Below are 21,307 nucleotides of genomic sequence, written 5' to 3' on the forward strand. Positions count from 1 at the left end.
GACCACTGACGACGACGAGGGACGGGCGAGCGCGTGGCCGAAGCGGCAGACTTCCAGGGGACCACTCCCTCACCTGCCCGCCGGTGGCTGCGGCGCTCCGGAGCACTGCTCGCCGGAGCGCCCCTACTGGCAGGTCTGCTGCAGCTGCCCGCAGGGGCGGCCACGCAGACCTCTGCACGGGACGCCTCCGGCACCGGCTCGGTGTCCGTGGCCCTGGACTCCCTCAGTCCCTCCGCGCCCACGGACGGCGACACGCTCACCGTCTCCGGCACGGTGACCAACAACGGCAAGCAGCCGGTCACCGGCGCCCACGTGGGGCTGCGGGTGGGCCCCGAGGTCAGCACGCGTTCGGGCATCGACGACATCGCCCGCAGCAGCGACAGCGTCCAGGGGGCGAGCGGCCCCGAGGTCGGCGGCAAGTACGCCGAGAAGTTCGCCAAGCTCACACCCGGAGTCGCCGAGCACTTCAGCATCTCGGTGCCGGTCGACAAGCTCGACCTCGGTGGTGACGGGATCTACCAGTTCGCCGTCGCGCTGTCCGGGCAGACCGCCGCCCAGCCCTGGGTCCAGACCCTCGGCGTCCAGCGGACCTTCCTCCCCTGGCAGGCCGAGGGGGCGGACACGAAGACGAAGACGACCTTCCTGTGGCCGCTCGTCTCGACCGTCCACCTGACCGCCGAGACAGGACCGAACGACCAGCAGACGCCGGTCTTCCTCAACGACGACCTCGCCAAGGAGATCTCCCCCGGCGGCCGCCTGGACGAGATGCTGACCATCGGCGAGGGGCTCGACGTCACCTGGGTGCTCGACCCCGACCTGATCGCCTCCGTCGATGCGATGGCACGCAGCTACAAGATCAAGAACGAGGACGGGACCACCACGGTCGGGACCCACCAGGCGGTCGCCAAACGGTGGCTCGACGAGCTGCAGAAGGCGGTGGCGGACCAGGAGGTCGTCGCCCTGCCCTTCGCCGACCCCGACCTCGCGTCCCTGGCGCACAACGGCACCGGTGTCACCGGCTCGCTGAACCACCTGAACGAGGCCACCGACGTGGCGGCCACCACGGTCAGGACCGTGCTGCACGTGACACCCGCCACGGACTTCGCCTGGCCCGTGGACGGCGCCGTCGACCCGTCGATCGTCAAGGTCGCCACCTCGGCGGGCGCCGACAAGGTGATCGTCCGCAGCGACAGCCTCCAGGAGACCGGCGGCCTGCCCTACACGCCCTCCGCGGCCCGTCCGATCGGCGGCGGCACCACGGCGGTCGTCGCGGACGCACGGCTGTCGACGGCCTTCCAGGGCGATCTGACGACGGCTTCCTCCTCCACGCTCGCCGTGCAGCGGTTCCTGGCCCAGAGCCTGGCGCTCAACGCTCAGTCGGACAAGCAGCGCAGCATCGTCGTGGCACCGCAGCGCATGCCCACCACTTCCCAGGCGCAGACGATGGCGGACGCGCTGTCGGCCCTGCAGAGCGGGAACTGGTCGCGGACCCAGGAGCTCTCCGCGGCCGCCAAGGCCAAGCCGGATCCGGGCGCCACCACCAGGCTGCCGTCGACCTCCGCCTATCCGTCCTCGCTGCGCAGGCAGGAGCTGCCGCGCACCGCCTTCGAGCAGATCGCGCGGACGCAGGAGACCCTCGACAACTTCAAGGTGATCCTGACCAACGACTCGCGCGTGGTGACCCCCTTCGGGCGGGCCATGAACCGCGACATGTCCACCTCGTGGCGAGGTCGCGCGAATGCCGCGGAGGATTTCCGCACCGGTGTGGAGAACCACCTCGGCGAGCTGACCCGTCAGGTCGAACTGATCGACAAGTCCGACACCAAGCTGTCCGGACGCAGCGCCACGATCCCGGTCACCGTCCGGAACAACCTGGTGCAGGGCGTCCAGCACCTGGTGCTGCGCCTCACCTCGACCAGCCCCAACCGCCTCAAGATCGGCGACTACGCCTTCGACGAGCAGCCGATCACGGTCTCCGGCGGACACAGCCAGACGGTGAAGTTCACCACGACGGCCAAGGCCAACGGCCAGGCCACCGTGGTCGCCCAGCTGTACACGCAGGACGGTCAGAAGTACGGCGACCCCGTCAGCTTCGACGTCAAGGTCACCGAGTTCACGGCGACCGTCATGCTGGTCATCGGCGGCGGCTTCCTCCTGCTGGTCCTGGCCGGCTTCCGTATGTACACGCAGCGCAAGCGGGCCGCCCGCCAGGCCGGGGAGAACGAGCCCGACGACGAGCCGGGCGAGGCGAACGAGGAACCGGAGAACCCGGAGGCCCCCACTGCTCGTCTCCAGGAGGAGTCCGGCACCGATGCCCGGGCAGGCGACCCGCAGCAGCCGAGTGACCCGACACCGGACACCGCAGTGGAAAGCGCCGACCCCTCCGCCACGGGTGAGAGAGTGGACCGTTGAGCGAAGTCGTGGCCGGTGGGCCCGGGACGATGAGGTGGGGTAACCATGAACGCGCCGTACGACGGTGACCGCGGCCAGGCCGTGGGCAGCTCGGGGCACCCCGAGGGCCCGCCGCCCGAGCCCGGCCAGGTGCCGCCGCAGCCGCCCGCCGACGCGTACCTGCAGGACGCCTACGACCAGGACCCCTACCGGGCGCAGGACCTCGCTGCCCAGGACCCGGTCGCCGAGGCCCTCTACGACCGCGCCGCGCACCCCCCGCCGCCCCCCGGCACGTACGAGCCGCAGCAGCCGCAGTACGGCCGCCCGCCCCAGTCTGCGTACGCCCCGGACCCGCAGGTGTGGGCTCAGACCCCGGCTCCGGAGCCGGACGGCGCGACCCAGTACCTGCCCTACGGCGACAACCGGCGCACGGCCCAGTACGTGGGCGTCGACGATCTGGTGACCGAGGCCGGCGAGGAGCGCCACGAGCCGGACGCGTTCGCGCACCTCTTCCGGGACCAGCAGCAGGGCAGCGGGCGCCCGACGGATCCTCCGTCGGTGCCTGGCCCTGCCGCCGCCCCCGGTGGGCAGGCTCCGGCGGCGCAGTACGCGCAGCCGATGGCTCCGGCGCCCGCGGGCGAACAGACCATGAACCTCGCCCCCACCCCCGGGGCCGACCAGACGCTGAACCTGGGTGCCGTGCCCGTCGCGGCCCCCGAGGCCCCCGCGCCCGCCCCCGCCGCGAAGAAGGGCGGGAAGGCCGGCGGTCTGCTCAAGTCCAGCGCCGTGATGGCGGCGGGCACGATGGTCTCCCGCCTCACCGGCTTCGTCCGCTCGGCGCTGATCGTCTCCGCGCTGGGCACGGCTCTTCTCGGTGACACCTTCCAAGTCGCCTACCAGCTGCCGACGATGATCTACATCCTCACCGTCGGCGGCGGTCTCAACTCGGTCTTCGTGCCTCAGCTCGTACGGGCCATGAAGGAGGACGACGACGGTGGCGAGGCCTTCGCCAACCGGCTGCTGACGCTGGTGATCGTCGCTCTCGCGGCGCTCACCGCGGTCGCGGTCCTCGCGGCGCCGGTGCTGGTGCGGGTGCTCTCGGTGAAGGTCGCGGGCGATCCGGCGGCCAACGAGGTCGCCGTCACCTTCACCCGCTACTTCCTGCCCTCCATCTTCTTCATGGGCATTCATGTGGTGATGGGCCAGATCCTCAATGCCCGCGGCAAGTTCGGCGCGATGATGTGGACGCCGGTCCTCAACAACATCGTCATCATCGTGACGTTGGGCATGTTCCTCTGGGTGTACGGCACGTCCGCGCACTCGAACATCACGGTCACGAGCATCCCGCCGGAGGGCCAGCGGCTCCTCGGGATCGGCGTTCTCCTCGGACTGGTCGTCCAGGCCCTGGCAATGATCCCCTACCTGCGCGAGACCGGGTTCCGGCTGCGCCTGCGCTTCGACTGGAAGGGCCACGGCCTCGGCAAGGCCGCGATGCTCGCCAAGTGGACGGTACTGTTCGTCCTCGCCAACCAGGCGGGTGCCCTGGTCGTCACGCAGCTGGCGACGGCGGCCGTGAAGGACACGAACATCGCCGGCACCGGCTTCAGCGCCTACGCCAACGCCCAGCTGATCTGGGGCCTTCCGCAGGCGATCATCACCGTGTCCCTGATGGCGGCCCTGCTGCCGCGCATCTCGCGTTCGGCGGCCGAGGGCGACAGGGGCGCGGTCCGCGACGACATCTCCCAGGGCCTGCGCACCACGGCCGTGGCCATCGTGCCGATCGCCTTCGGCTTCCTGGCTCTCGGCATCCCGATGTGCACGCTCATCTTCGGCACCTCGGGCACCGGCGCCGCCACCAACATGGGCTACATGCTGATGGCCTTCGGCCTCGGCCTGATCCCGTACTCGGTGCAGTACGTCGTCCTGCGCGCCTTCTACGCCTACGAGGACACCCGGACGCCCTTCTACAACACGGTCATCGTGGCCGCGGTCAACGCGGGTGCCTCGGCGCTGTGTTACTTCGTGCTGCCGGCCCGCTGGGCCGTGGCCGGCATGGCCGCCGCGTACGGTTTGGCCTACGCGATCGGCGTGGGAGTGGCCTGGAACCGGCTGCGCAAGCGCCTGGGCGGCGACCTGGACGGCGCCCGCGTGCTGCGGACGTACGCCAGGCTCTGCATCGCCTCGGTGCCGGCCGCCGCCCTCAGCGGCGCGGTCTGCTACGGGATCGGCCACACGCTCGGCCAGGGCGTCGTCGGATCCTTCGCGGCAATGCTGGTCGGCGGGGCGGTTCTCCTCGGAGTCTTCTTCGTCGCCGCCCGCAAGATGCGGATCGAGGAACTGAACTCACTGGTCGGCATGGTCCGCGGGCGTCTGGGGCGCTGACGCGGGGGTACGCGCACAACCATCGTCCGCCACCGCGTGTCGTGCATAGCGGCGGACTGTGGGCACAATTGGTTTCGGCGTCGGACGGCGCGCACGGAAGTCGGTCGGCGCGCGATGGATGGGGAGGCAGGGACGACGGTGGCGGAACGGAGCACGGCTGCCGTCGACGTGGCAGACAACAGCGGCGACAAGCCGCTGACCGCGGAGGCGGACCAGTCCACGGCCGACGGGGTGGCCCAGAACCGGGAGCGGGACACGGACATCGACGAGGCACAGGGGAGTGGCGGGACCGAGGGTTCCGGGAAGGCCTCGACGCCCGAGCTGCACAGCGGGCACAAGCTCGCCAGACGGTACCGGCTCGAGGAGTGCGTCACCCGTCTGGACGGATTCAGCAGTTGGCGGGCCGTCGACGAGAAACTGCGTCGCGCCGTCGGCGTTCACATCCTGCCCGCGGACCACGCGCGGGCACGTTCCGTCCTCGCGGCCGCCCGGTCCGCGGCGCTGCTCGGCGACCCGCGCTTCGTCCAGGTCCTCGACGCCGTCGAGGAGAACGACCTCGTCTACGTCGTCCACGAGTGGCTGCCCGACGCCACCGAGATGACCACGCTCCTCGCCTCCGGGCCGCTGGAGCCGTACGACGCGTACCAGATGGTCAGCCAGATCGCCGCTGCCATGGCCGCGGCGCACCGCGAGGGGCTGGCCCATCTGCGGCTGAATCCCAACGCCGTGCTGCGGACGTCGAGCGGCCAGTGGCGCATCCGCGGACTCGCCGTCAACGCCGCCCTGCGCGGCATCAGTTCCGAGACCCCGCAGCGCACCGACACCGAGGCCGTCGGCGCTCTGCTGTACGCGGCGCTCACCCAGCGCTGGCCGTACGAGAGCGACGCCTACGGGCTGTCGGGGCTACCGAAGGACGTCGGCCTGATCGCGCCCGACCAGGTGCGGGCCGGTGTCCACCGCGGCCTGTCCGAGCTGTCCATGCGGGCCCTCGCCAACGACGGGGCGACCGCCTCCCGGCACGAGTCGGCGTGCACGACGCCGGAGGAACTGGTGAAGGCGATCGGCGAGATGCCCCGCATCCGTCCGCCGGAGCCGACGTTCACCGCACCGCCGGAGTACCAGCGCACGACGTACCAGCAGGGCACGTACGGCCGGCCGGCGGCGCACCCGGGTGCCACCCAGCCCGTCCCGGCTCCTCCGGCGCCCCTGCAGAGCCGCACCGGCAAGGCACTGAAGTGGGCCGTCTCGGCGCTCCTCATCGCCGCGCTGGGTCTTGGCAGTTGGCAGCTCGCCGAGGTCCTCATGGACAACGGCAGCAAGAACGACGACACCAACAAGACGCAGACGACCGACGGCAACGACAAGAACAGCGGCAAGGCCAAGCCGGTCCGAACCCTCAAGATCCAGAACGCTCAGGAGTACGTCGCCAAGGGCGACGCCCAGCACCCGGGCGACGTCGGGAAGACGTACGACGACAAGAGCTCCACGTACTGGCGCACCGCCAGCTACCAGGACGGCCCGGACATGAACCCGGCCTTCAAGCCGGGCGTCGGCATCGTCTACGACCTCGGCTCCGAGCAGGAGGTCTCCGGCGCGTCGATAGGGCTTCTGTTCGGCGGCAACCACACGACGGTCACGCTGTACGCCACCGATTCCATGAGCTCGTCGGTTCCGATCACGTCGATGACGAAACTGGGGTCGTTGAAGACCACGAGCACCTCGGCCAAGGTGACGGTCGCCAAGCCGGTGAAGAGCCGGTACGTGCTGGTGTGGTTCACCGCCCTTCCCTACGCGCAGGGCGACACCTACAGCAACGCCGGTTACAAGCAGGCCATCACCGACCTGAAGTTCACCGGCTGAGCACGTCAGGGGGAGGGGGTCCGATGGCAGATGACACCGCATACGGCGACGCGAGCGATCAGGATCTCCTGGCCCGCCATGTGAAAGGCGACCCGGACGCCTTCGGTGAGCTCGTACGGCGGCACCGTGACCGTCTATGGGCGGTCGCCCTGCGCACGCTGGGCGACCGCGAGGAGGCCGCTGACGCCGTCCAGGACGCCCTCGTATCCGCCTACCGGGCCGCCCACACCTTCCGCGGCCAGTCGGCCGTCACGACCTGGCTGCACCGGATCACGGTGAACGCCTGTCTCGACCGCGCCCGGAAGGTGGCCTCCCGCAAGACCTCCCCGGTCGACGACACCGAGCGGCTGGAGCAGCTGCTGGAGCCGCACGAGGAGGCCTCGGCGCCGGCCGAGCGCAACGATCTGCACCGTCAGCTGCTGGAGGCCCTCGGCACTCTGCCGCCCGACCAGCGTGCCGCCCTCGTCCTCGTGGACATGCAGGGGTACCCGGTCGCCGAGGCGGCCCGTGTCCTCGATGTCCCCACCGGCACGGTGAAGAGCCGCTGCGCCCGCGGCCGAGCCAGACTCCTGCCGCTCCTCACTCATCTGCGACCGGAAAGCGCCGGTGGCGGAAAGGAACGGGGCGAGGAGCGGAACCGGACTCAGGGGACATCCGTCCCACCGGCAGCGGGACCACCGACTGTCGGTCCCCGTGACACCGGACCGAGTGATCCAGCTGCTGTGAAGGGCGGAGGTGGGCGAGCGTGACTTCCACGACGGACATGGCCGGGCACCCGGACGTCGCCGAGATCTCCGACCTCGCCGAGGGTCTGCTCCCGCCGTCCCGGACCGCGGACATCCGGCAGCACCTGGACGAGTGCGAGCTCTGTACGGACGTGTATGTCTCGCTGGAGGAGATCCGGGGGCTGCTCGGCACGCTGCCCGGTCCCACCCGCATGCCCGCCGATGTCGCCGGGCGCATCGACGCCGCACTCGCCGCCGAGGCACTGCTGAACGCCACGTCGCCCGAAACGCGGGACTTCTCGTCGTCCGTCGGCGCGTCCCACGCGATCACCGGCGTGGACGAGAGCGCTCATGTTTCACGTGAAACATCGGTGGCTGCCGACCGCCCGTCCGGTCACGCACGCTCGTCGTCGACGGGGCCGGGCCGCAAGGACCGCAAGCGAGGCGGGCGTCGCAGGATCGCCGTCCTCGGCGGCGTCTTCGGTGTCGCCGCTCTCGGGCTCGGTTCGGTTCTGGTCGCCACGTTCGACGACGGCAAGCCGAGCGGGGAGTCCGGTCGGCAGACCACCGCGGCGGACACCTTCTCCGACAAGAAGCTGGGCCGCCAGGTCTCGGACCTTCTCTCCAAGGGCAGCGACTCCGGGCGGGGCTCCATCGCCCCGCACCACAGCGTCGGCGTCCAGGGCGGCCCCAGCATCATGTCGCCGAAGCTGGACCGGTCCCTCGCGGTTCCCCCGTGCGTCCTGAAGGGCATCGGACGCAACGACGCGGCACTGGCGACCGAGAAGGGCGTGTACAAGGGTGCCGACGTCCTGCTGGTGGTGCTCTCCGACCCGTCCGACAGCAACAAGGTGAACGCCTACCTGGTGGAGACGTCCTGCGTGGCCCACCCGTCGTCGGTCAAGGCCAAGGTTCTCCTGACGCACTCCTACGCCAAGCCGTAGCGGCCGACGCTTCGACTCCGCCCCGCGTGGCAGCCGGCACGGAGGCATCTCCGGAGCACGCCCCTGTCCGCCGCTCCGTGTGCCCGGACACAGCGGGAATGCACGCCCCTTAGGATCCGTTGGGTGGGGTGAGAGCTCTGAGAGGGGCTTCCATCCGGTCCGACGACGCAGTCCAGAGACGAGGAAACAAGCCGTGAGCGACGTCCGTAACGTGATCATCATCGGCTCCGGGCCCGCCGGCTACACGGCGGCGCTCTACACCGCGCGCGCGTCGCTGAAGCCGCTGGTCTTCGAGGGCGCAGTCACCGCCGGCGGTGCGCTCATGAACACCACCGAGGTGGAGAACTTCCCCGGCTTCCAGGACGGCATCATGGGCCCCGAGCTCATGGACAACATGCGCGCCCAGGCCGAGCGTTTCGGCGCCGAGCTCGTCCCCGACGACGTCGTCTCCGTCGACCTGACCGGCGACATCAAGACCGTCACGGACACCGCCGGCACCGTGCACAAGGCGAAGGCCGTCATCGTCACCACCGGCTCGCAGCACCGCAAGCTGGGCCTGCCGAACGAGGACGCGCTCTCCGGCCGCGGTGTCTCCTGGTGCGCCACCTGTGACGGGTTCTTCTTCAAGGACCAGGACATCGCCGTGATCGGCGGCGGCGACACCGCGATGGAGGAGGCCACCTTCCTCTCCCGCTTCGCCAAGTCCGTGACGATCGTCCACCGCCGCGACACCCTGCGTGCCTCCAAGGCGATGCAGGAGCGCGCCTTCGCCGACCCGAAGATCAAGTTCGTGTGGGACAGCGAGGTCGCCGAGATCCAGGGCGAGCAGAAGCTGTCGGGGCTGAAGCTGCGCAACCTCAAGACCGGCGAGCTGAGCGACCTGGCGGTCACCGGCCTGTTCATCGCGATCGGCCACGACCCGCGCACCGAACTCTTCAAGGGCCAGCTCGACCTGGACGAGGAGGGCTACCTGAAGGTCGCCGCCCCCTCGACCCGCACCAACGTGACCGGTGTGTTCGCCGCCGGTGACGTCGTCGACCACACCTACCGCCAGGCGATCACCGCGGCCGGCACCGGCTGCTCCTCCGCTCTCGACGCCGAGCGCTTCCTCGCCGCCCTCGCGGACGAGGAGCAGGCCGAGCCCGAGAAGACCGCTGTCTGATCCTCCCCGTCCACCCGCCCCACCGCACACCAGTAAAAGGAGCCCCCGCCGTGGCCGACCTGAAGAACGTGACCGACGACTCCTTCGAGCAGGACGTCCTCAAGAGCGACAAGCCCGTCCTGGTGGACTTCTGGGCCGCCTGGTGCGGCCCGTGCCGCCAGATCGCTCCGTCGCTCGAGGCGATCGCCAAGGAGTACGGCGACAAGATCGAGGTCGTCAAGCTCAACATCGACGAGAACCCGGGTACGGCTGCCAAGTACGGCGTCATGTCCATCCCGACGCTGAACGTCTACCAGGGTGGCGAGGTCGCCAAGACCATCGTCGGTGCCAAGCCGAAGGCCGCGATCGTCCGTGACCTCGAGGACTTCATCGCCGAGTGACGTTTCACGTGAAACATCAGGGGCCGACCCGTCTGGGTCGGCCCCTTCGCGTTGCAGAGAACCGCTCACAGGGGTCGGAGAGCGGGTTCCTTCTGTACGGCTCCCAGCAGCCGGTCGAGCGCCATCTCCACGTCTTCCTTCCAGGAGAGCGTCGTCCGTAGCTCCAGCCGCAGGCGCGGGTTGGCGGGGTGCGGTCGCACCGTCTTGAAGCCCACGGCTAGGAGATGGTCGGCCGGCAGAACGCAGGCGGGTTCCTTCCACCGGGCGTCTCCGAAGGCTTCGATCGCCTTGAAGCCGCGGCGCAGGAGGTCCTTGGCGACCGTCTGCACCATGACGCGCCCCAGCCCTTGTCCCTGATAGCCGGGCATGATGGACGCGGTGATCAGCTGGACCGCGTCGGGTGACACAGGGCTGGTGGGGAACGCCGTGGAGCGGGGCACATAGGCGGGTGGGGCGTAGAGCACGAAACCCGCCGGCACGTCATCGACGTAGACGACCCGGCCGCAGGATCCCCAGTCGAGCAGGACGGCGGAGATCCACGCCTCCTTCTCCAGGGCGGCCGTACCGGCCCTTACCGCGGCCTCTCCGCTGACCGGGTCGAGTTCCCAGAAGACGCAAGACCGGCAGCGGTTGGGAAGGTCCTGAAGGTTGTCCAGCGTGAGCGGTACGAGCCGACGCCCCATGAAGGCTGTTCCTCGCTTCCTTCGCCCGCGGCGTCGCGAGCGGCTGTCAGAGAGCTCCGTTCCCTCAGCAGGCTGCCGACGAAGCCGCCGACCGCCCCCAGCCCCAGGGCCGCGCTCACCCATCCGGTCCGGCTCACCGTGCCCATGGCCCCTGCCTCCCCTCAGAGGTCGCCTGGTGGATGCGCCACACCCGATCGCATCGTATCCACGATGCCATTGCATCGATACCGACCGACAGCAAAGAGCGGGCCGTGTTCCGGTACCACCGGACACGGCCCGCCGGGCCGGTCACCGTCCCACCGACGGGTGGGCGGCCACCCTCTCTACGCCTCCGGCTCCGCGGAGTCGCCGTCGTGCAGGCCCTGCTGAAGGACCGGTCCCTCACCGGGAGCGAGGGTGCCGAGGATGCGCTCGAGGTCCTCCATCGACGCGAACTCGACGGTGATCTTGCCCTTCTTCTGCCCCAGGTCGACCTTCACCCGCGTCTCGAAACGGTCCGAGAGCCGGGTGGCAAGGTCCGTCAGCGCCGGGGAGACCCGGCCGCCGGCTCGTGGCCCCTTGGCCCGCTGAGCGCTCTGCGGACGCGACCCCATCAGGGTCACGATCTCCTCGACGGCCCGCACCGAGAGCCCCTCCGCGACGATGCGGTGAGCAAGCCGGTCCTGCTCCTCCGAGTCCTCGACGGACAGCAGGGCCCGCGCATGACCGGCCGACAGCACCCCGGCGGCCACCCGGCGCTGCACGGCGGGCGAGAGCTTCAGCAGACGCAGGGTGTTGGACACCTGCGGGCGGGACCGGCCGATGCGGTCGGCCAGCTGGTCGTGGGTGCAGTTGAAGTCCTTCAAAAGCTGGTCGTAGGCAGCGGCCTCTTCCAGCGGGTTCAGCTGCGCACGGTGCAGGTTCTCCAGGAGGGCGTCCAGGAGGAGCTTGTCGTCGTCCGTGGCCCGCACGATCGCGGGGATGGCGTCCAGACCCGCCTCACGGCTGGCCCGCCAGCGCCGCTCGCCCATGATGAGCTCGTAGCGCGAGGATCCGACCTGACGGACGACGACCGGCTGGAGAAGGCCGACCTCCTGAATGGAGGTGACCAGTTCCTGCAGCGCGTCCTCGTCGAAGACCTCGCGGGGCTGGCGCGGGTTGGGGGTGATCGAGTCGAGGGGGAGTTCCGCGAAGTGAGCCCCCACCGGGGCCGCGGGAATGTCCTCGACACCGTTCACCGACGGCAGCTCGGTTTCATGGGAAACCGGCGGCAGCGTTGTCACCTTCGCCGCGGCCACTCCGCGGTCGGTCGTCAGCACTGGTACCGACGACGAGGACGCGGCACCCGCGCCTCCCACCGCGGCCGAAGCCGGCGTCTTCTCCGTCGGGGCAGCGGGGATCAGTGCGCCGAGTCCACGGCCCAAACCCCTCCGTCGCTCGCTCACTGAATACCCTCCACCATGCTCGGGTTGCTCTGGGCGCCGATATGGGCCTGCGTCGGGTCGTAACTGACACCGACACCCTTCAGCGCGATTTCTCGTGCCGCCTCAAGATAGGACAACGCACCGCTGGACCCCGGATCGTAGGTCAGCACTGTCTGTCCGTAGCTCGGCGCCTCGGAGATACGGACCGAGCGGGGAATGCTCGTCCGCAGCACCTCGTCGCCGAAGTGGGTGCGCACCTCTTCCGCGACCTGCGACGCGAGCCGCGTCCGGCCGTCGTACATGGTGAGCAGGATCGTCGATACGTGCAGGTCGGGGTTGAGGTGCCCCCGCACCAGGTCGACGTTGCGCAGCAGCTGGCCCAGGCCCTCCAGTGCGTAGTACTCGCACTGGATCGGGATGAGGACCTCCGCGCCGGCGACCAACGCGTTGACCGTCAGCAGACCGAGGGAGGGCGGGCAGTCGATGAGGATGTAGTCCAGAGGGTGCTCGTAGGCCTGGATCGCGCGCTGGAGTCTGCTCTCACGTGCCACCAGGGACACCAGCTCGATCTCGGCACCGGCGAGATCGATCGTGGCGGGCGCGCAGAAGAGCCCCTCGACATCCGGGACGGGCTGGACGACATCGGCCAACGGCTTGCTGTCGATCAGAACGTCGTAGATGGACGGCACTTCGGCGTGGTGGTCGATCCCCAGGGCCGTGGACGCGTTGCCCTGCGGGTCGAGGTCGATCACGAGAACCCGGCCTCCGTGGACGGCCAGCGAGGCGGCGAGGTTGACCGTCGTCGTCGTCTTGCCCACGCCACCCTTCTGGTTGGCGACCACGATGACACGGGTCTGCTCGGGCCTCGGAAGGCCCTCGCCCGCGCGACTCAGAGCCTCCACGGCCAGTTGGGCAGCACGACCGATCGGAGTGTCGTCCATCGGGGGCGGTGTTTCACGTGAAACATCCTCCCCCATCGACTCGGTACGGGGACCGGGGACCGGATCGGTCATCGGTCCCGCGATGTTGGCGTCGGACCGCAAGGATTCACTCTCCTCGACTTCAGGCTCGCAATGAACAGAGCCTCCCATGTCTTCGGGGTCGCGAACCAGTGAGGCCTGGGGTTCTGTGGAGAAATCCACCTCTGTGGACAACTCGGTTCCCTCATCGAGTGAACCAAGGGGCTTGTTGCGGTCACGGGGTTCGGCCGCAGCGCGGCCCCGGCTGATGATGCCGTGCAGCAGTGAGCGACGTTTCACGTGAAACACGATGCAGCGCAACGAGGGTCGAACTGCCGCGACACTCCGGCATGCATCGGTTGGGCAGCTTGTGTGGAGTACGTCTCGTCGGCAGGACGGATCAGGCCGACGCCGAATGAGCCGACGTCGGCGAGATCAACGACGCCGACGAGTCCTGCCCGTTCGAGCCGCCTTGGCTCGCTTGGCCGCGAAACGCACGCCGCCCGGGCTCTCGCCGACCTCCACCCGCACCACCGTGGACAGGGGATCCACGACCCCCTCACCGACGTGCAGGATCGACGTCTCCACAGCACCGAGCTTGCTCAGGGCCGTGCCGGCGGCCTTCAGCTCCTCCTCGGCGGTGTCCCCCTTGAGCGCCAGCATCTCTCCGTACGGACGCAGCAGCGGAATGCCCCATGCGGCCAGGCGGTCCAGCGGCGCCACGGCCCGCGCGGTCACCACGTGCACCGACGGCAGCTTGCCCATGACCTCCTCGGCCCGGCCCCGCATGACCGTCACATGGTCGAGACCCAGCAGCTCCACGACCTCGGTGAGGAAGTTCGTGCGCCGCAGCAGGGGCTCCAGCAACGTGATCTTCAGGTCCTCCCGGACGAGCGCCAGGGGGATACCGGGCAGACCGGCACCCGAGCCCACGTCGCACACGGTCACGCCCTCGGGCACGACCTCCGAGAGCACCGCGCAGTTCAGCAGGTGCCGCTCCCACAGGCGGGGCACTTCGCGTGGGCCGATGAGACCGCGCTGCACACCCGCCTCGGCGAGCAGCTCCGCGTAGCGAACCGCGTCCGCGAAGCGATCACCGAACACCTCACGCGCCTGCTCGGGCGCAGGGGGGAGCTCCGCTGCCTCCGTCACGGGGACCGTCCTTCCGTACCGCATCGACGCATCCGAGCGCCGACCACCAGAACTACCAGGCTGACAAAGTCCGGCCCCGTCTGCGCTACAGACGGGGCCGGAGGAACGTACGGACCGATCAGGCGGGAAGGACGACGACGAAGCGCTGCGGCTCCTCGCCCTCGGACTCGCTGCGCAGGCCCGCGGCCTTGACCGCGTCGTGCACGACCTTGCGCTCGAACGGCGTCATCGGCTTCATCTTCACCGGCTCACCGGTGTTCTTGACGTCGGCCGCGGCCTTGGCACCCAGCTCGGAGAGCTCGGCGCGCTTCTTGGCGCGATAGCCGGCGATGTCCAGCATCAGGCGGCTGCGGTCGCCGGTCTCCCGGTGCACGGCCAGGCGCGTGAGCTCCTGAAGCGCCTCCAGCACCTCACCGTCACGGCCGACCAGCTTCTGCAGGTCTCGGCTCCCCGTGTCGCTGATGATCGAGACAGCGGCGCGGTCGGCCTCGACGTCCATGTCGATGTCGCCGTCGAGATCGGCGATGTCCAGCAGACCCTCGAGGTAGTCCGCCGCGATCTCGCCCTCCTGCTCCAGGCGGGTCAGGGTGTCTGCACCCTCGGCAGCGGCGGAGGTGGTGCCTTCCGTCACGGGATGGGCTCCTTCTTACTTCTTGGACGGGGACTTGGGGCGCTGCGGGCCCTTGCGCTGCCCGGACTGGGCCTTGCTGCGGGTGCCGCTGCCGGTCTGCGAGGCGGCCTTCTTGGCAGCGGCGGCAGGCTTGGCGTCCTCGGGCTTGGCGTCCTCGGGCTCGTCGGACTTGCTCAGCGACGTGGTCGGTCCGGAATCACCCGGCTTGGTCGTGCCGGACTGACGCTGGGCCTTGGTCTGACGCTTGGGCTGCTGGCGCTTGGGGGCGGCGGTGCCGGTGGTCGGCGTACCGTCCTCGGTCTGCGTGACCACGGCCGCGTCGCTCTTCACCACGGTGCCGTCCGTCTGGGCGGCGAGGCCGGCCTTGCTCAGACCGTTGATGAACTTGCGCTCGAACTCGTTGCGGTCGCGGCCCTTGGCGACGATCGCCTTGACGATGGTCTTCTCGCTGCGCCGGCGGACCTTGCCGTGGTGCGTGACGTGCTTGGCCAGACGCTCCAGGTAGGCGGCCTGAGCCTTGGAACCCGGGGTCGGGTTGTTGTGGATGACGTACATCTGCTGGCCCATGGTCCACACGTTGGTGGTCAGCCAGTAGACGAGGACACCGACCGGGAAGTTGATGCCGAAGACGGCGAACATGACCGGGAAGACGTACATCAGCATCTTCTGCTGCTGCATGAACGGCGTCTTGACCGTGGTGTCGACGTTCTTCGTCATCAGCTGGCGCTGCGTGTAGAACTGCGACGCCGACATCATGACGATCATGATCGCGGTGACGACGCGGACGTCGGTCAGGGAGGCGCCGAGCGACTCGACCTTCGCCGAGCTGTCGGTGAACTTCGCCGCCAGCGGGGCGCCGAAGATGTGCGCCTTACGGGCGCTGGCGAGCAGCGACTCGTTGATGACGCCGATCGTGGAGCCCGTCGCGATGCCGTTGAGCACGTGGTACAGGGCGAAGAAGAACGGCGACTGCGCCAGGATGGGAAGGCACGAGGAGAGCGGGTTGGTACCCGTCTCCTTGTACAGCTTCATCATCTCTTCGGACTGGCGCTGCTTGTCGTTCTTGTAGCGCTCCTGGATCTTCTTCATCTCGGGCTGGAGCGTCTGCATCGCCCGAGTGGCCTTGATCTGCTTCACGAAGAGCGGGATCAGGCAGATACGGATCAGGATCACCAGGGACACGATGGACAGGCCCCAGGCCCAGCCCGTATCGGGACCGAAGATCTTCCCGTAGACGGAGTGGAACTGGACGATGACCCATGAGACGGGTGTCGTGATGAAGCTGAAGAGGCTGGCAATCGTGTCCACTAATCATGCTCCTTGGGCATGGGACGAGGTCTCTGCGGCCGGGCTCGAAGGAGGATTCTCTTCGGTGCTCGAAACAGGATTCTCTTCGGGGGCCGTTGCGGCGGCGGAGGACCCGCCCCTGCGTGCACGCCAGGCGTCACGCAGCATTTCGTGCCATCGCGGACGCTTGCGGGGCGGCACATGGTCCACACCGCCCAGCGACCACGGATTGCACCGCAGGATGCGCCAGCCGGTGAGCGCCGTGCCCTTGATCGCGCCGTGCCGGTCGATGGCCGTGTAGCCGTAGTGGGAACACGACGGGTAGTACTTGCACACCGGCCCGAGCAGCGGACTGATCGTCCACTGGTACAGCTTGATCAGAGCCAGCAGTGGGTACTTCATCGCGCGCCCCCTCCCAGCAGCCGCTCGATGGCGGCATCCAGGTCTCGGGCCAGTTGTGCATGGTCGGCATCGCCCGCGCCGGGCAACGCTCGTACGACTACCAGGCTACCGGGGGGCAGGAGAGCCACCCGCTCGCGCATCAGATGACGCAGTCTGCGCTTGACCTTGTTGCGTACGACCGCTCCGCCCACGGCCTTGCTCACGACGAAACCCGCACGCGTCGGGGGAGCGCTCTCCCCAGGCGCGTGCGGGTCCGTGGCACCGCTGCGTAGATGGACGACGAGGGACGGGCGTCCGGCCCGGCGCCCTCGTCGTACCGCGGTCGCGAAGTCCTCGCGCCGCCTCAGCCGGTTCTCGGTGGGCAGCACGACGGCATGACCTGACCGGGATCAGGCGGACAGGCTGGCGCGACCCTTGGCGCGACGGTTCGCGAGAATGGCGCGGCCGGCACGGGTCCGCATGCGCAGGCGGAAGCCGTGGGTCTTGGCGCGACGACGGTTGTTCGGCTGGAAGGTGCGCTTGCTCACTCGGGGGCTCCAGAAATCAAATCGGTGGTTGCGGGTGCCGTGCTGGCTGTCACCGTGCGCCCACGAGTAGCTCGCAGTTACGCCCGAGTGCACCGCTTCCCGATCACCTGACGCGATCTGTGCCCTTCGGAGGCAGGCGGCAGCAGCCATCGACAACTCGACCTGGTTACGGTACGCGCGGCTACGCCATCCGGTCAAACCAAGGATCACGGAGAGACACTATCCACAGGCTGGGGACAACAACTTGAACCGCACCCGTCGCCCTGACTACCGTGACTGAACTCCGATTCGTTCCCTTGAACCCTTGTTCATGGCTCCACCCCATGTGAATCCCGACCCGTCCCACAACCACACGTTCGTGGGACCTGTGAGAGAGCGTGCCCTGTGGCTGACGTACCTGCCGATCTTGCCGCAGTGTGGCCACGAGTACTCGAGCAGCTCCTGGGTGAGGGGCGTGGGCAGGGTGTGGAGACGAAGGACGAGCACTGGATCCGTCGCTGCCAGCCCCTCGCGCTCGTCGCCGACACCGCACTGCTCGCCGTACCGAACGAGTTTGCGAAGGGTGTGCTCGAAGGGCGCCTCGCGCCGATCGTCAGCGAGACCCTGAGCCGCGAGTGCGGCCGCCCGATCCGGATCGCGATCACCGTCGACGACTCCGCGAACGAGCCCCCCGCCCCTCCGGCGCCCCCGGCCCGCGGCCAGCAGCGCTACGAGGAACCCGAACTCCCCTCCTCCGGTGGGTACGACAACGGCCAGTACGACGGCTACGGCCGCCACCGCGCCGACGACCACCGCCCCGGCCGGCCCGACCAGCTCCCCGGCGCGCCCGGTGACCAGCTGCCCACGGCCCGCCCCGCCTACCCGGGCGAGTACCAGCGCCCCGAGCCCGGCGCCTGGCCGCGTCCCCCGCAGGACGACTACGGCTGGCAGCAGCAGCGCCTCGGTTTCCCCGAGCGGGACCCGTACGCCTCCCCGTCCCAGGACTCCTACGGCTCCCCCCAGGACTCGTACGGCAACTCCGCGGCCCAGGACTACCGCCCGCAGTCGATGGAGCGCCCCTCCTACGACGGCCAGCGCCCGGACTACGACCAGGGCCGCTCCGACTACGACAAACCCCGCTCCGACTACGACCGCGGACGCCAGGACTACGACCAGCGCGACGGCCGACGCGAGCTGTCCGAGCCCCCTGCCGGCTCCGGGCACGTCCACCGCGGCGGCCCCGTCGGCTCCCAGCTGCCCGCCTCCAGCGGCGCCCCCGGCCCGCTGGCCGCGAAGCCCGCGCCGGCGACCGGCCCCGGCGAGCCCACCGCGCGTCTGAACCCGAAGTACCTCTTCGACACCTTCGTCATCGGCGCCTCCAACCGCTTCGCGCACGCGGCCGCGGTGGCCGTCGCCGAGGCACCGGCGAAGGCGTACAACCCCCTCTTCATCTACGGGGAGTCGGGACTAGGCAAGACGCACCTGCTGCACGCGATCGGGCACTACGCCCGCAGCCTCTACCCGGGCACGCGCGTGCGGTACGTGAGCTCGGAGGAGTTCACCAACGAGTTCATCAACTCCATCCGCGACGGCAAGGGCGACAGCTTCCGCAAGCGCTACCGCGAGATGGACATCCTGCTCGTCGACGACATCCAGTTCCTCGCGGACAAGGAGTCGACGCAGGAGGAGTTCTTCCACACCTTCAACACGCTCCACAACGCCAACAAGCAGATCGTGCTCTCCAGCGACCGGCCGCCCAAGCAGCTCGTCACGCTGGAGGACCGGCTGCGGAACCGTTTCGAGTGGGGTCTGATCACCGACGTCCAGCCGCCCGAGCTGGAGACGCGCATCGCGATCCTGCGCAAGAAGGCGGTGCAGGAGCAGCTCAACGCGCCGCCGGAGGTGCTGGAGTTCATCGCCTCCCGGATCTCGCGCAACATCCGCGAGCTGGAGGGCGCGCTGATCCGGGTGACGGCGTTCGCCTCCCTCAACCGGCAGCCGGTGGACCTGGGCCTGACCGAGATCGTCCTGAAGGACCTGATCCCCGGTGGCGAGGACTCGGCGCCCGAGATCACCTCGACGGCCATCATGAGCGCGACCGCCGACTACTTCGGCCTCACCGTCGAGGACCTGTGCGGCACCTCCCGCGGCCGCGCGCTGGTCACGGCCCGCCAGATCGCCATGTACCTGTGCCGTGAGCTGACGGACCTCTCGCTGCCGAAGATCGGCGCGCTGTTCGGCGGCCGCGACCACACGACGGTGATGCACGCGGACCGCAAGATCCGCAATCTGATGGCCGAGCGGCGCTCGATCTACAACCAGGTGACCGAGCTGACGAACCGCATCAAGAACGGCTGACTCAAGGCCGACTCAGGCTGCCCGCTCAGGCCGACGCAGGCCGCTTCACGACGCAGAGGGCGCCCCCGGGGACGAGATCCCGGAGGCGCCCTTCTTCATGCCGCCGTAGCCGCCTGTTCGATTACCTGCCTGGTTACGGCCTCTCTCCACAGATTCGGTGACTTTCTTCCGTCCACATCCTGGGGACTGCCGAGTTGTCCAGATCATGGTCCACAGGCACGCTGGGGAAAGGGCGTCGCACCAGGTCAGCCGGTTGTGGATTGGTGGACGAAGGATGTCCACAGACTGTGGACAGACGGTTGATCCACAAGCTGTGCACGAAGTTGTCCACCGACAACCCACAGGCTAGGGGCGGTTGTCCCCAGCGATCCCCAGCTTCTCCACATGGCTGTCCACTGTTCGGCAACCCGACCCGCCCGGTCACCGGGCCGAGTGAAAGCCGTCACACGAAGGTGCCGGGTTGGGCTGTGGGAAAGGCGGGTAAAGCTGGGGACGACGCTGGGGAGAAGTCGCTTCAGCCTGTGCACGGGGTGTGCAGAACTTTCTGTTCTCCACAGAACCCTCGAGTTGTCCACCGCCGTCGCCCACAGGGCCCGTGGACAAAATCTCGCACCTGAGCTGGGAAAACAGGGTTATCCACGGTATCCACAGGCCCTACTACTACTCCCGACTAGAGAGAGTGGGAAGTCCGTTTCGAAGAGGGCCCTGTGCACAACTCGCCGTCCGGCTCCCGGCTGCCCCTCGTCACGACTTGACCCCGAGAGGCACCTACTGTCAGTGCGGTGCGTCAGACTGTTCCCCGGTGTCCTTCCCCGCACAGGGGGCCCACTACACCGGGACGAGCACCGAGACAGACGACGAAGCCACGCAGGCCGAGAAGCGCCGGCAACAGCAGGAGGCGGCAACAGTGAAGATCCGGGTGGAACGCGACGTACTCGCGGAGGCCGTGGCCTGGGCGGCGCGCAGCCTTCCGGCCCGTCCGCCGGCGCCTGTCCTCGCCGGCCTCCTGCTGAAGCCCGAGGACGGGGCCCTGAGCCTGTCCAGCTTCGACTACGAGGTCTCCGCGCGGGTCTCGGTGGAGGCGGAGGTCGAGGAGCAGGGCACGGTCCTCGTCTCCGGCCGCCTGCTCGCCGACATCTGCCGCGCCCTGCCCAACCGCCCGGTGGAGATCTCCACAGACGGTGTACGGGCGACGGTGGTCTGCGGCTCCTCGCGGTTCACCCTCCACACCCTGCCTGTGGAGGAGTACCCGGCCCTGCCGCAGATGCCGAACGCGACGGGCACGGTCCCCGGCGAGGTCTTCGCCTCCGCCGCCTCCCAGGTCGCCATCGCGGCCGGCCGCGACGACACGCTGCCCGTCCTGACCGGTGTGCGCATCGAGATCGAGGGCGACACCGTCACGCTCGCCTCCACCGACCGCTACCGCTTCGCGGTCCGCGAGTTCCTGTGGAAGCCCGAGAACCCGGAGGCCTCCGCGGTCGCCCTGGTGCCCGCGAAGACCCTCCTGGACACCGCCAAGGCGCTGACCAGCGGCGACAGCGTGACCCTGGCGCTGTCCGGCTCCGGTGCGGGCGAGGGCCTGATCGGTTTCGAGGGCGCCGGCCGGCGCACCACGACCCGGCTGCTGGAGGGCGACCTCCCGAAGTACCGCACGCTGTTCCCGACCGAGTTCAACTCCGTCGCCGTGATCGAGACCGCCCCCTTCGTGGAGGCCGTCAAGCGTGTGGCCCTGGTCGCCGAGCGCAACACCCCGGTGCGGCTGAGCTTCGAGCAGGGCGTGCTCATCCTGGAGGCGGGCTCCAGCGACGACGCACAGGCTGTGGAAAGGGTCGACGCGCAGCTGGAGGGCGACGACATCTCGATCGCCTTCAACCCGACGTTCCTGCTGGACGGCCTGAGCGCGATCGACTCCCCGGTGGCCCAGCTGTCGTTCACGACCTCGACGAAGCCCGCGCTGCTGAGCGGCAAGCCGGCTCTGGACGCCGAGGCGGACGAGGCCTACAAGTACCTGATCATGCCGGTGCGACTGAGCGGCTGACGCGGCCGGACGTCCGTCGGGTTGTCCACAGGACGTGGACAACC

18 protein-coding genes are annotated in these 21,307 nt (G+C 69.2%); 9 read left to right on the forward strand and 9 right to left on the reverse strand.

Translation table 11 applies throughout. The annotated features are described in order from the left end of the window. Positions 1-33 precede the first annotated feature (33 nt). The 7 genes from LN251_RS14100 to trxA all read left to right on the forward strand — a co-directional run bounded on the left by LN251_RS14100 (position 34) and on the right by trxA (position 9,844). A complete protein-coding gene (locus tag LN251_RS14100; protein WP_458244737.1) occupies positions 34-2,412 on the forward strand; it encodes a DUF6049 family protein in 2,379 nt (792 codons plus the stop codon). 45 nt (positions 2,413-2,457) lie between these two features. Next, positions 2,458-4,773: a murein biosynthesis integral membrane protein MurJ gene (murJ, locus tag LN251_RS14105; RefSeq protein WP_458244738.1), complete on the forward strand. Its 2,316-nt coding sequence runs from the start codon at positions 2,458-2,460 to the stop codon at positions 4,771-4,773. 138 nt (positions 4,774-4,911) lie between these two features. Further along, positions 4,912-6,633, forward strand: a complete 1,722-nt coding sequence (locus tag LN251_RS14110) for a serine/threonine protein kinase (protein ID WP_458244739.1) — start codon at positions 4,912-4,914, stop codon at positions 6,631-6,633. Positions 6,634-6,656: 23 nt separating this feature from the next. Then, positions 6,657-7,382: an RNA polymerase sigma factor SigM gene (sigM, locus tag LN251_RS14115; RefSeq protein WP_458244740.1), complete on the forward strand. Its 726-nt coding sequence runs from the start codon at positions 6,657-6,659 to the stop codon at positions 7,380-7,382. Then, positions 7,379-8,302 carry an anti-sigma factor family protein gene (locus LN251_RS14120; RefSeq protein ID WP_458244741.1) on the forward strand — a complete coding sequence of 308 codons (924 nt, stop codon included), beginning with the start codon at positions 7,379-7,381 and terminating at the stop codon, positions 8,300-8,302. Before sigM ends, LN251_RS14120 begins: the two co-directional genes overlap by 4 nt. Positions 8,303-8,495: 193 nt before the next feature. Next, a complete protein-coding gene (gene trxB, locus LN251_RS14125; RefSeq protein ID WP_383668196.1) occupies positions 8,496-9,464 on the forward strand; it encodes a thioredoxin-disulfide reductase in 969 nt (322 codons plus the stop codon). 50 nt (positions 9,465-9,514) lie between these two features. Then, entirely contained in the window at positions 9,515-9,844 is a 330-nt protein-coding gene (gene trxA, locus LN251_RS14130; protein WP_058924306.1) for a thioredoxin, read from the forward strand. Between the two features lie 65 nt (positions 9,845-9,909). Here the strand turns inward: trxA and LN251_RS14135 are convergent, their stop codons facing one another. From LN251_RS14135 to rpmH, 9 genes are all read right to left on the reverse strand, one after another. Continuing rightward, a complete protein-coding gene (locus LN251_RS14135) occupies positions 9,910-10,527 on the reverse strand; it encodes a GNAT family N-acetyltransferase (RefSeq protein ID WP_458244742.1) in 618 nt (205 codons plus the stop codon). 323 nt (positions 10,528-10,850) lie between these two features. Next, the gene (locus LN251_RS14140; RefSeq protein WP_458244743.1) at positions 10,851-11,951 is read right to left on the reverse strand and encodes a ParB/RepB/Spo0J family partition protein; all 1,101 of its coding nucleotides are present in this window, start codon (positions 11,949-11,951) and stop codon (positions 10,851-10,853) included. Further along, complete coding sequence (locus LN251_RS14145; RefSeq protein ID WP_458246720.1) at positions 11,948-13,021, reverse strand: ParA family protein; 1,074 nt, start codon at positions 13,019-13,021, stop codon at positions 11,948-11,950. The genes LN251_RS14140 and LN251_RS14145 overlap by 4 nt, the downstream gene beginning before the upstream one ends. Before the next feature lie 303 nt (positions 13,022-13,324). Next, positions 13,325-14,041, reverse strand: coding sequence for a 16S rRNA (guanine(527)-N(7))-methyltransferase RsmG (gene rsmG / locus LN251_RS14150; protein ID WP_458244744.1), 717 nt, complete (start codon positions 14,039-14,041; stop codon positions 13,325-13,327). A 118-nt stretch (positions 14,042-14,159) separates the two neighbouring features. Next, positions 14,160-14,672 (reverse strand): Jag family protein, encoded by a 513-nt coding sequence (locus tag LN251_RS14155; RefSeq protein ID WP_058924301.1) that lies wholly within the window; start codon positions 14,670-14,672, stop codon positions 14,160-14,162. Between the two features lie 15 nt (positions 14,673-14,687). Next, positions 14,688-15,980 (reverse strand): membrane protein insertase YidC, encoded by a 1,293-nt coding sequence (gene yidC, locus LN251_RS14160; RefSeq protein ID WP_458244745.1) that lies wholly within the window; start codon positions 15,978-15,980, stop codon positions 14,688-14,690. A 3-nt stretch (positions 15,981-15,983) separates the two neighbouring features. Then, the gene (gene yidD, locus LN251_RS14165; RefSeq protein WP_458244746.1) at positions 15,984-16,361 is read right to left on the reverse strand and encodes a membrane protein insertion efficiency factor YidD; all 378 of its coding nucleotides are present in this window, start codon (positions 16,359-16,361) and stop codon (positions 15,984-15,986) included. Then, complete coding sequence (gene rnpA, locus LN251_RS14170) at positions 16,358-16,729, reverse strand: ribonuclease P protein component (protein ID WP_142153595.1); 372 nt, start codon at positions 16,727-16,729, stop codon at positions 16,358-16,360. Before rnpA ends, yidD begins: the two co-directional genes overlap by 4 nt. Positions 16,730-16,750: 21 nt before the next feature. Continuing rightward, positions 16,751-16,888 (reverse strand): 50S ribosomal protein L34, encoded by a 138-nt coding sequence (gene rpmH, locus LN251_RS14175; protein WP_015659252.1) that lies wholly within the window; start codon positions 16,886-16,888, stop codon positions 16,751-16,753. Positions 16,889-17,272: 384 nt separating this feature from the next. On the opposite strand from rpmH, the gene dnaA reads away from it, so the two are divergent. Together dnaA and dnaN are read left to right on the forward strand one after the other, a co-directional pair. Continuing rightward, positions 17,273-19,225: a chromosomal replication initiator protein DnaA gene (gene dnaA / locus LN251_RS14180; protein ID WP_458244747.1), complete on the forward strand. Its 1,953-nt coding sequence runs from the start codon at positions 17,273-17,275 to the stop codon at positions 19,223-19,225. Positions 19,226-20,132: 907 nt separating this feature from the next. Beyond that, on the forward strand, positions 20,133-21,263 hold the full coding sequence (dnaN, locus tag LN251_RS14185; RefSeq protein ID WP_458246721.1) for a DNA polymerase III subunit beta: 1,131 nt from the start codon (positions 20,133-20,135) through the stop codon (positions 21,261-21,263). Positions 21,264-21,307: the final 44 nt, after the last annotated feature.

This window comes from Streptomyces sp. MAI_2237, from assembly GCF_054189285.1.

What these genes read in the sequence shown, in the direction of transcription:
- yidD (WP_458244746.1), bottom strand. Translation starts at nt 16,361, where the DNA reads ATGAAGTACCCACTGCTGGCTCTGATCAAGCTGTACCAGTGGACGATC.
- LN251_RS14135 (WP_458244742.1), bottom strand. Translation starts at nt 10,527, where the DNA reads ATGGGGCGTCGGCTCGTACCGCTCACGCTGGACAACCTTCAGGACCTT.
- LN251_RS14145 (WP_458246720.1), bottom strand. Translation starts at nt 13,021, where the DNA reads ATGGGAGGCTCTGTTCATTGCGAGCCTGAAGTCGAGGAGAGTGAATCC.
- sigM (WP_458244740.1), top strand. Translation starts at nt 6,657, where the DNA reads ATGGCAGATGACACCGCATACGGCGACGCGAGCGATCAGGATCTCCTG.
- murJ (WP_458244738.1), top strand. Translation starts at nt 2,458, where the DNA reads ATGAACGCGCCGTACGACGGTGACCGCGGCCAGGCCGTGGGCAGCTCG.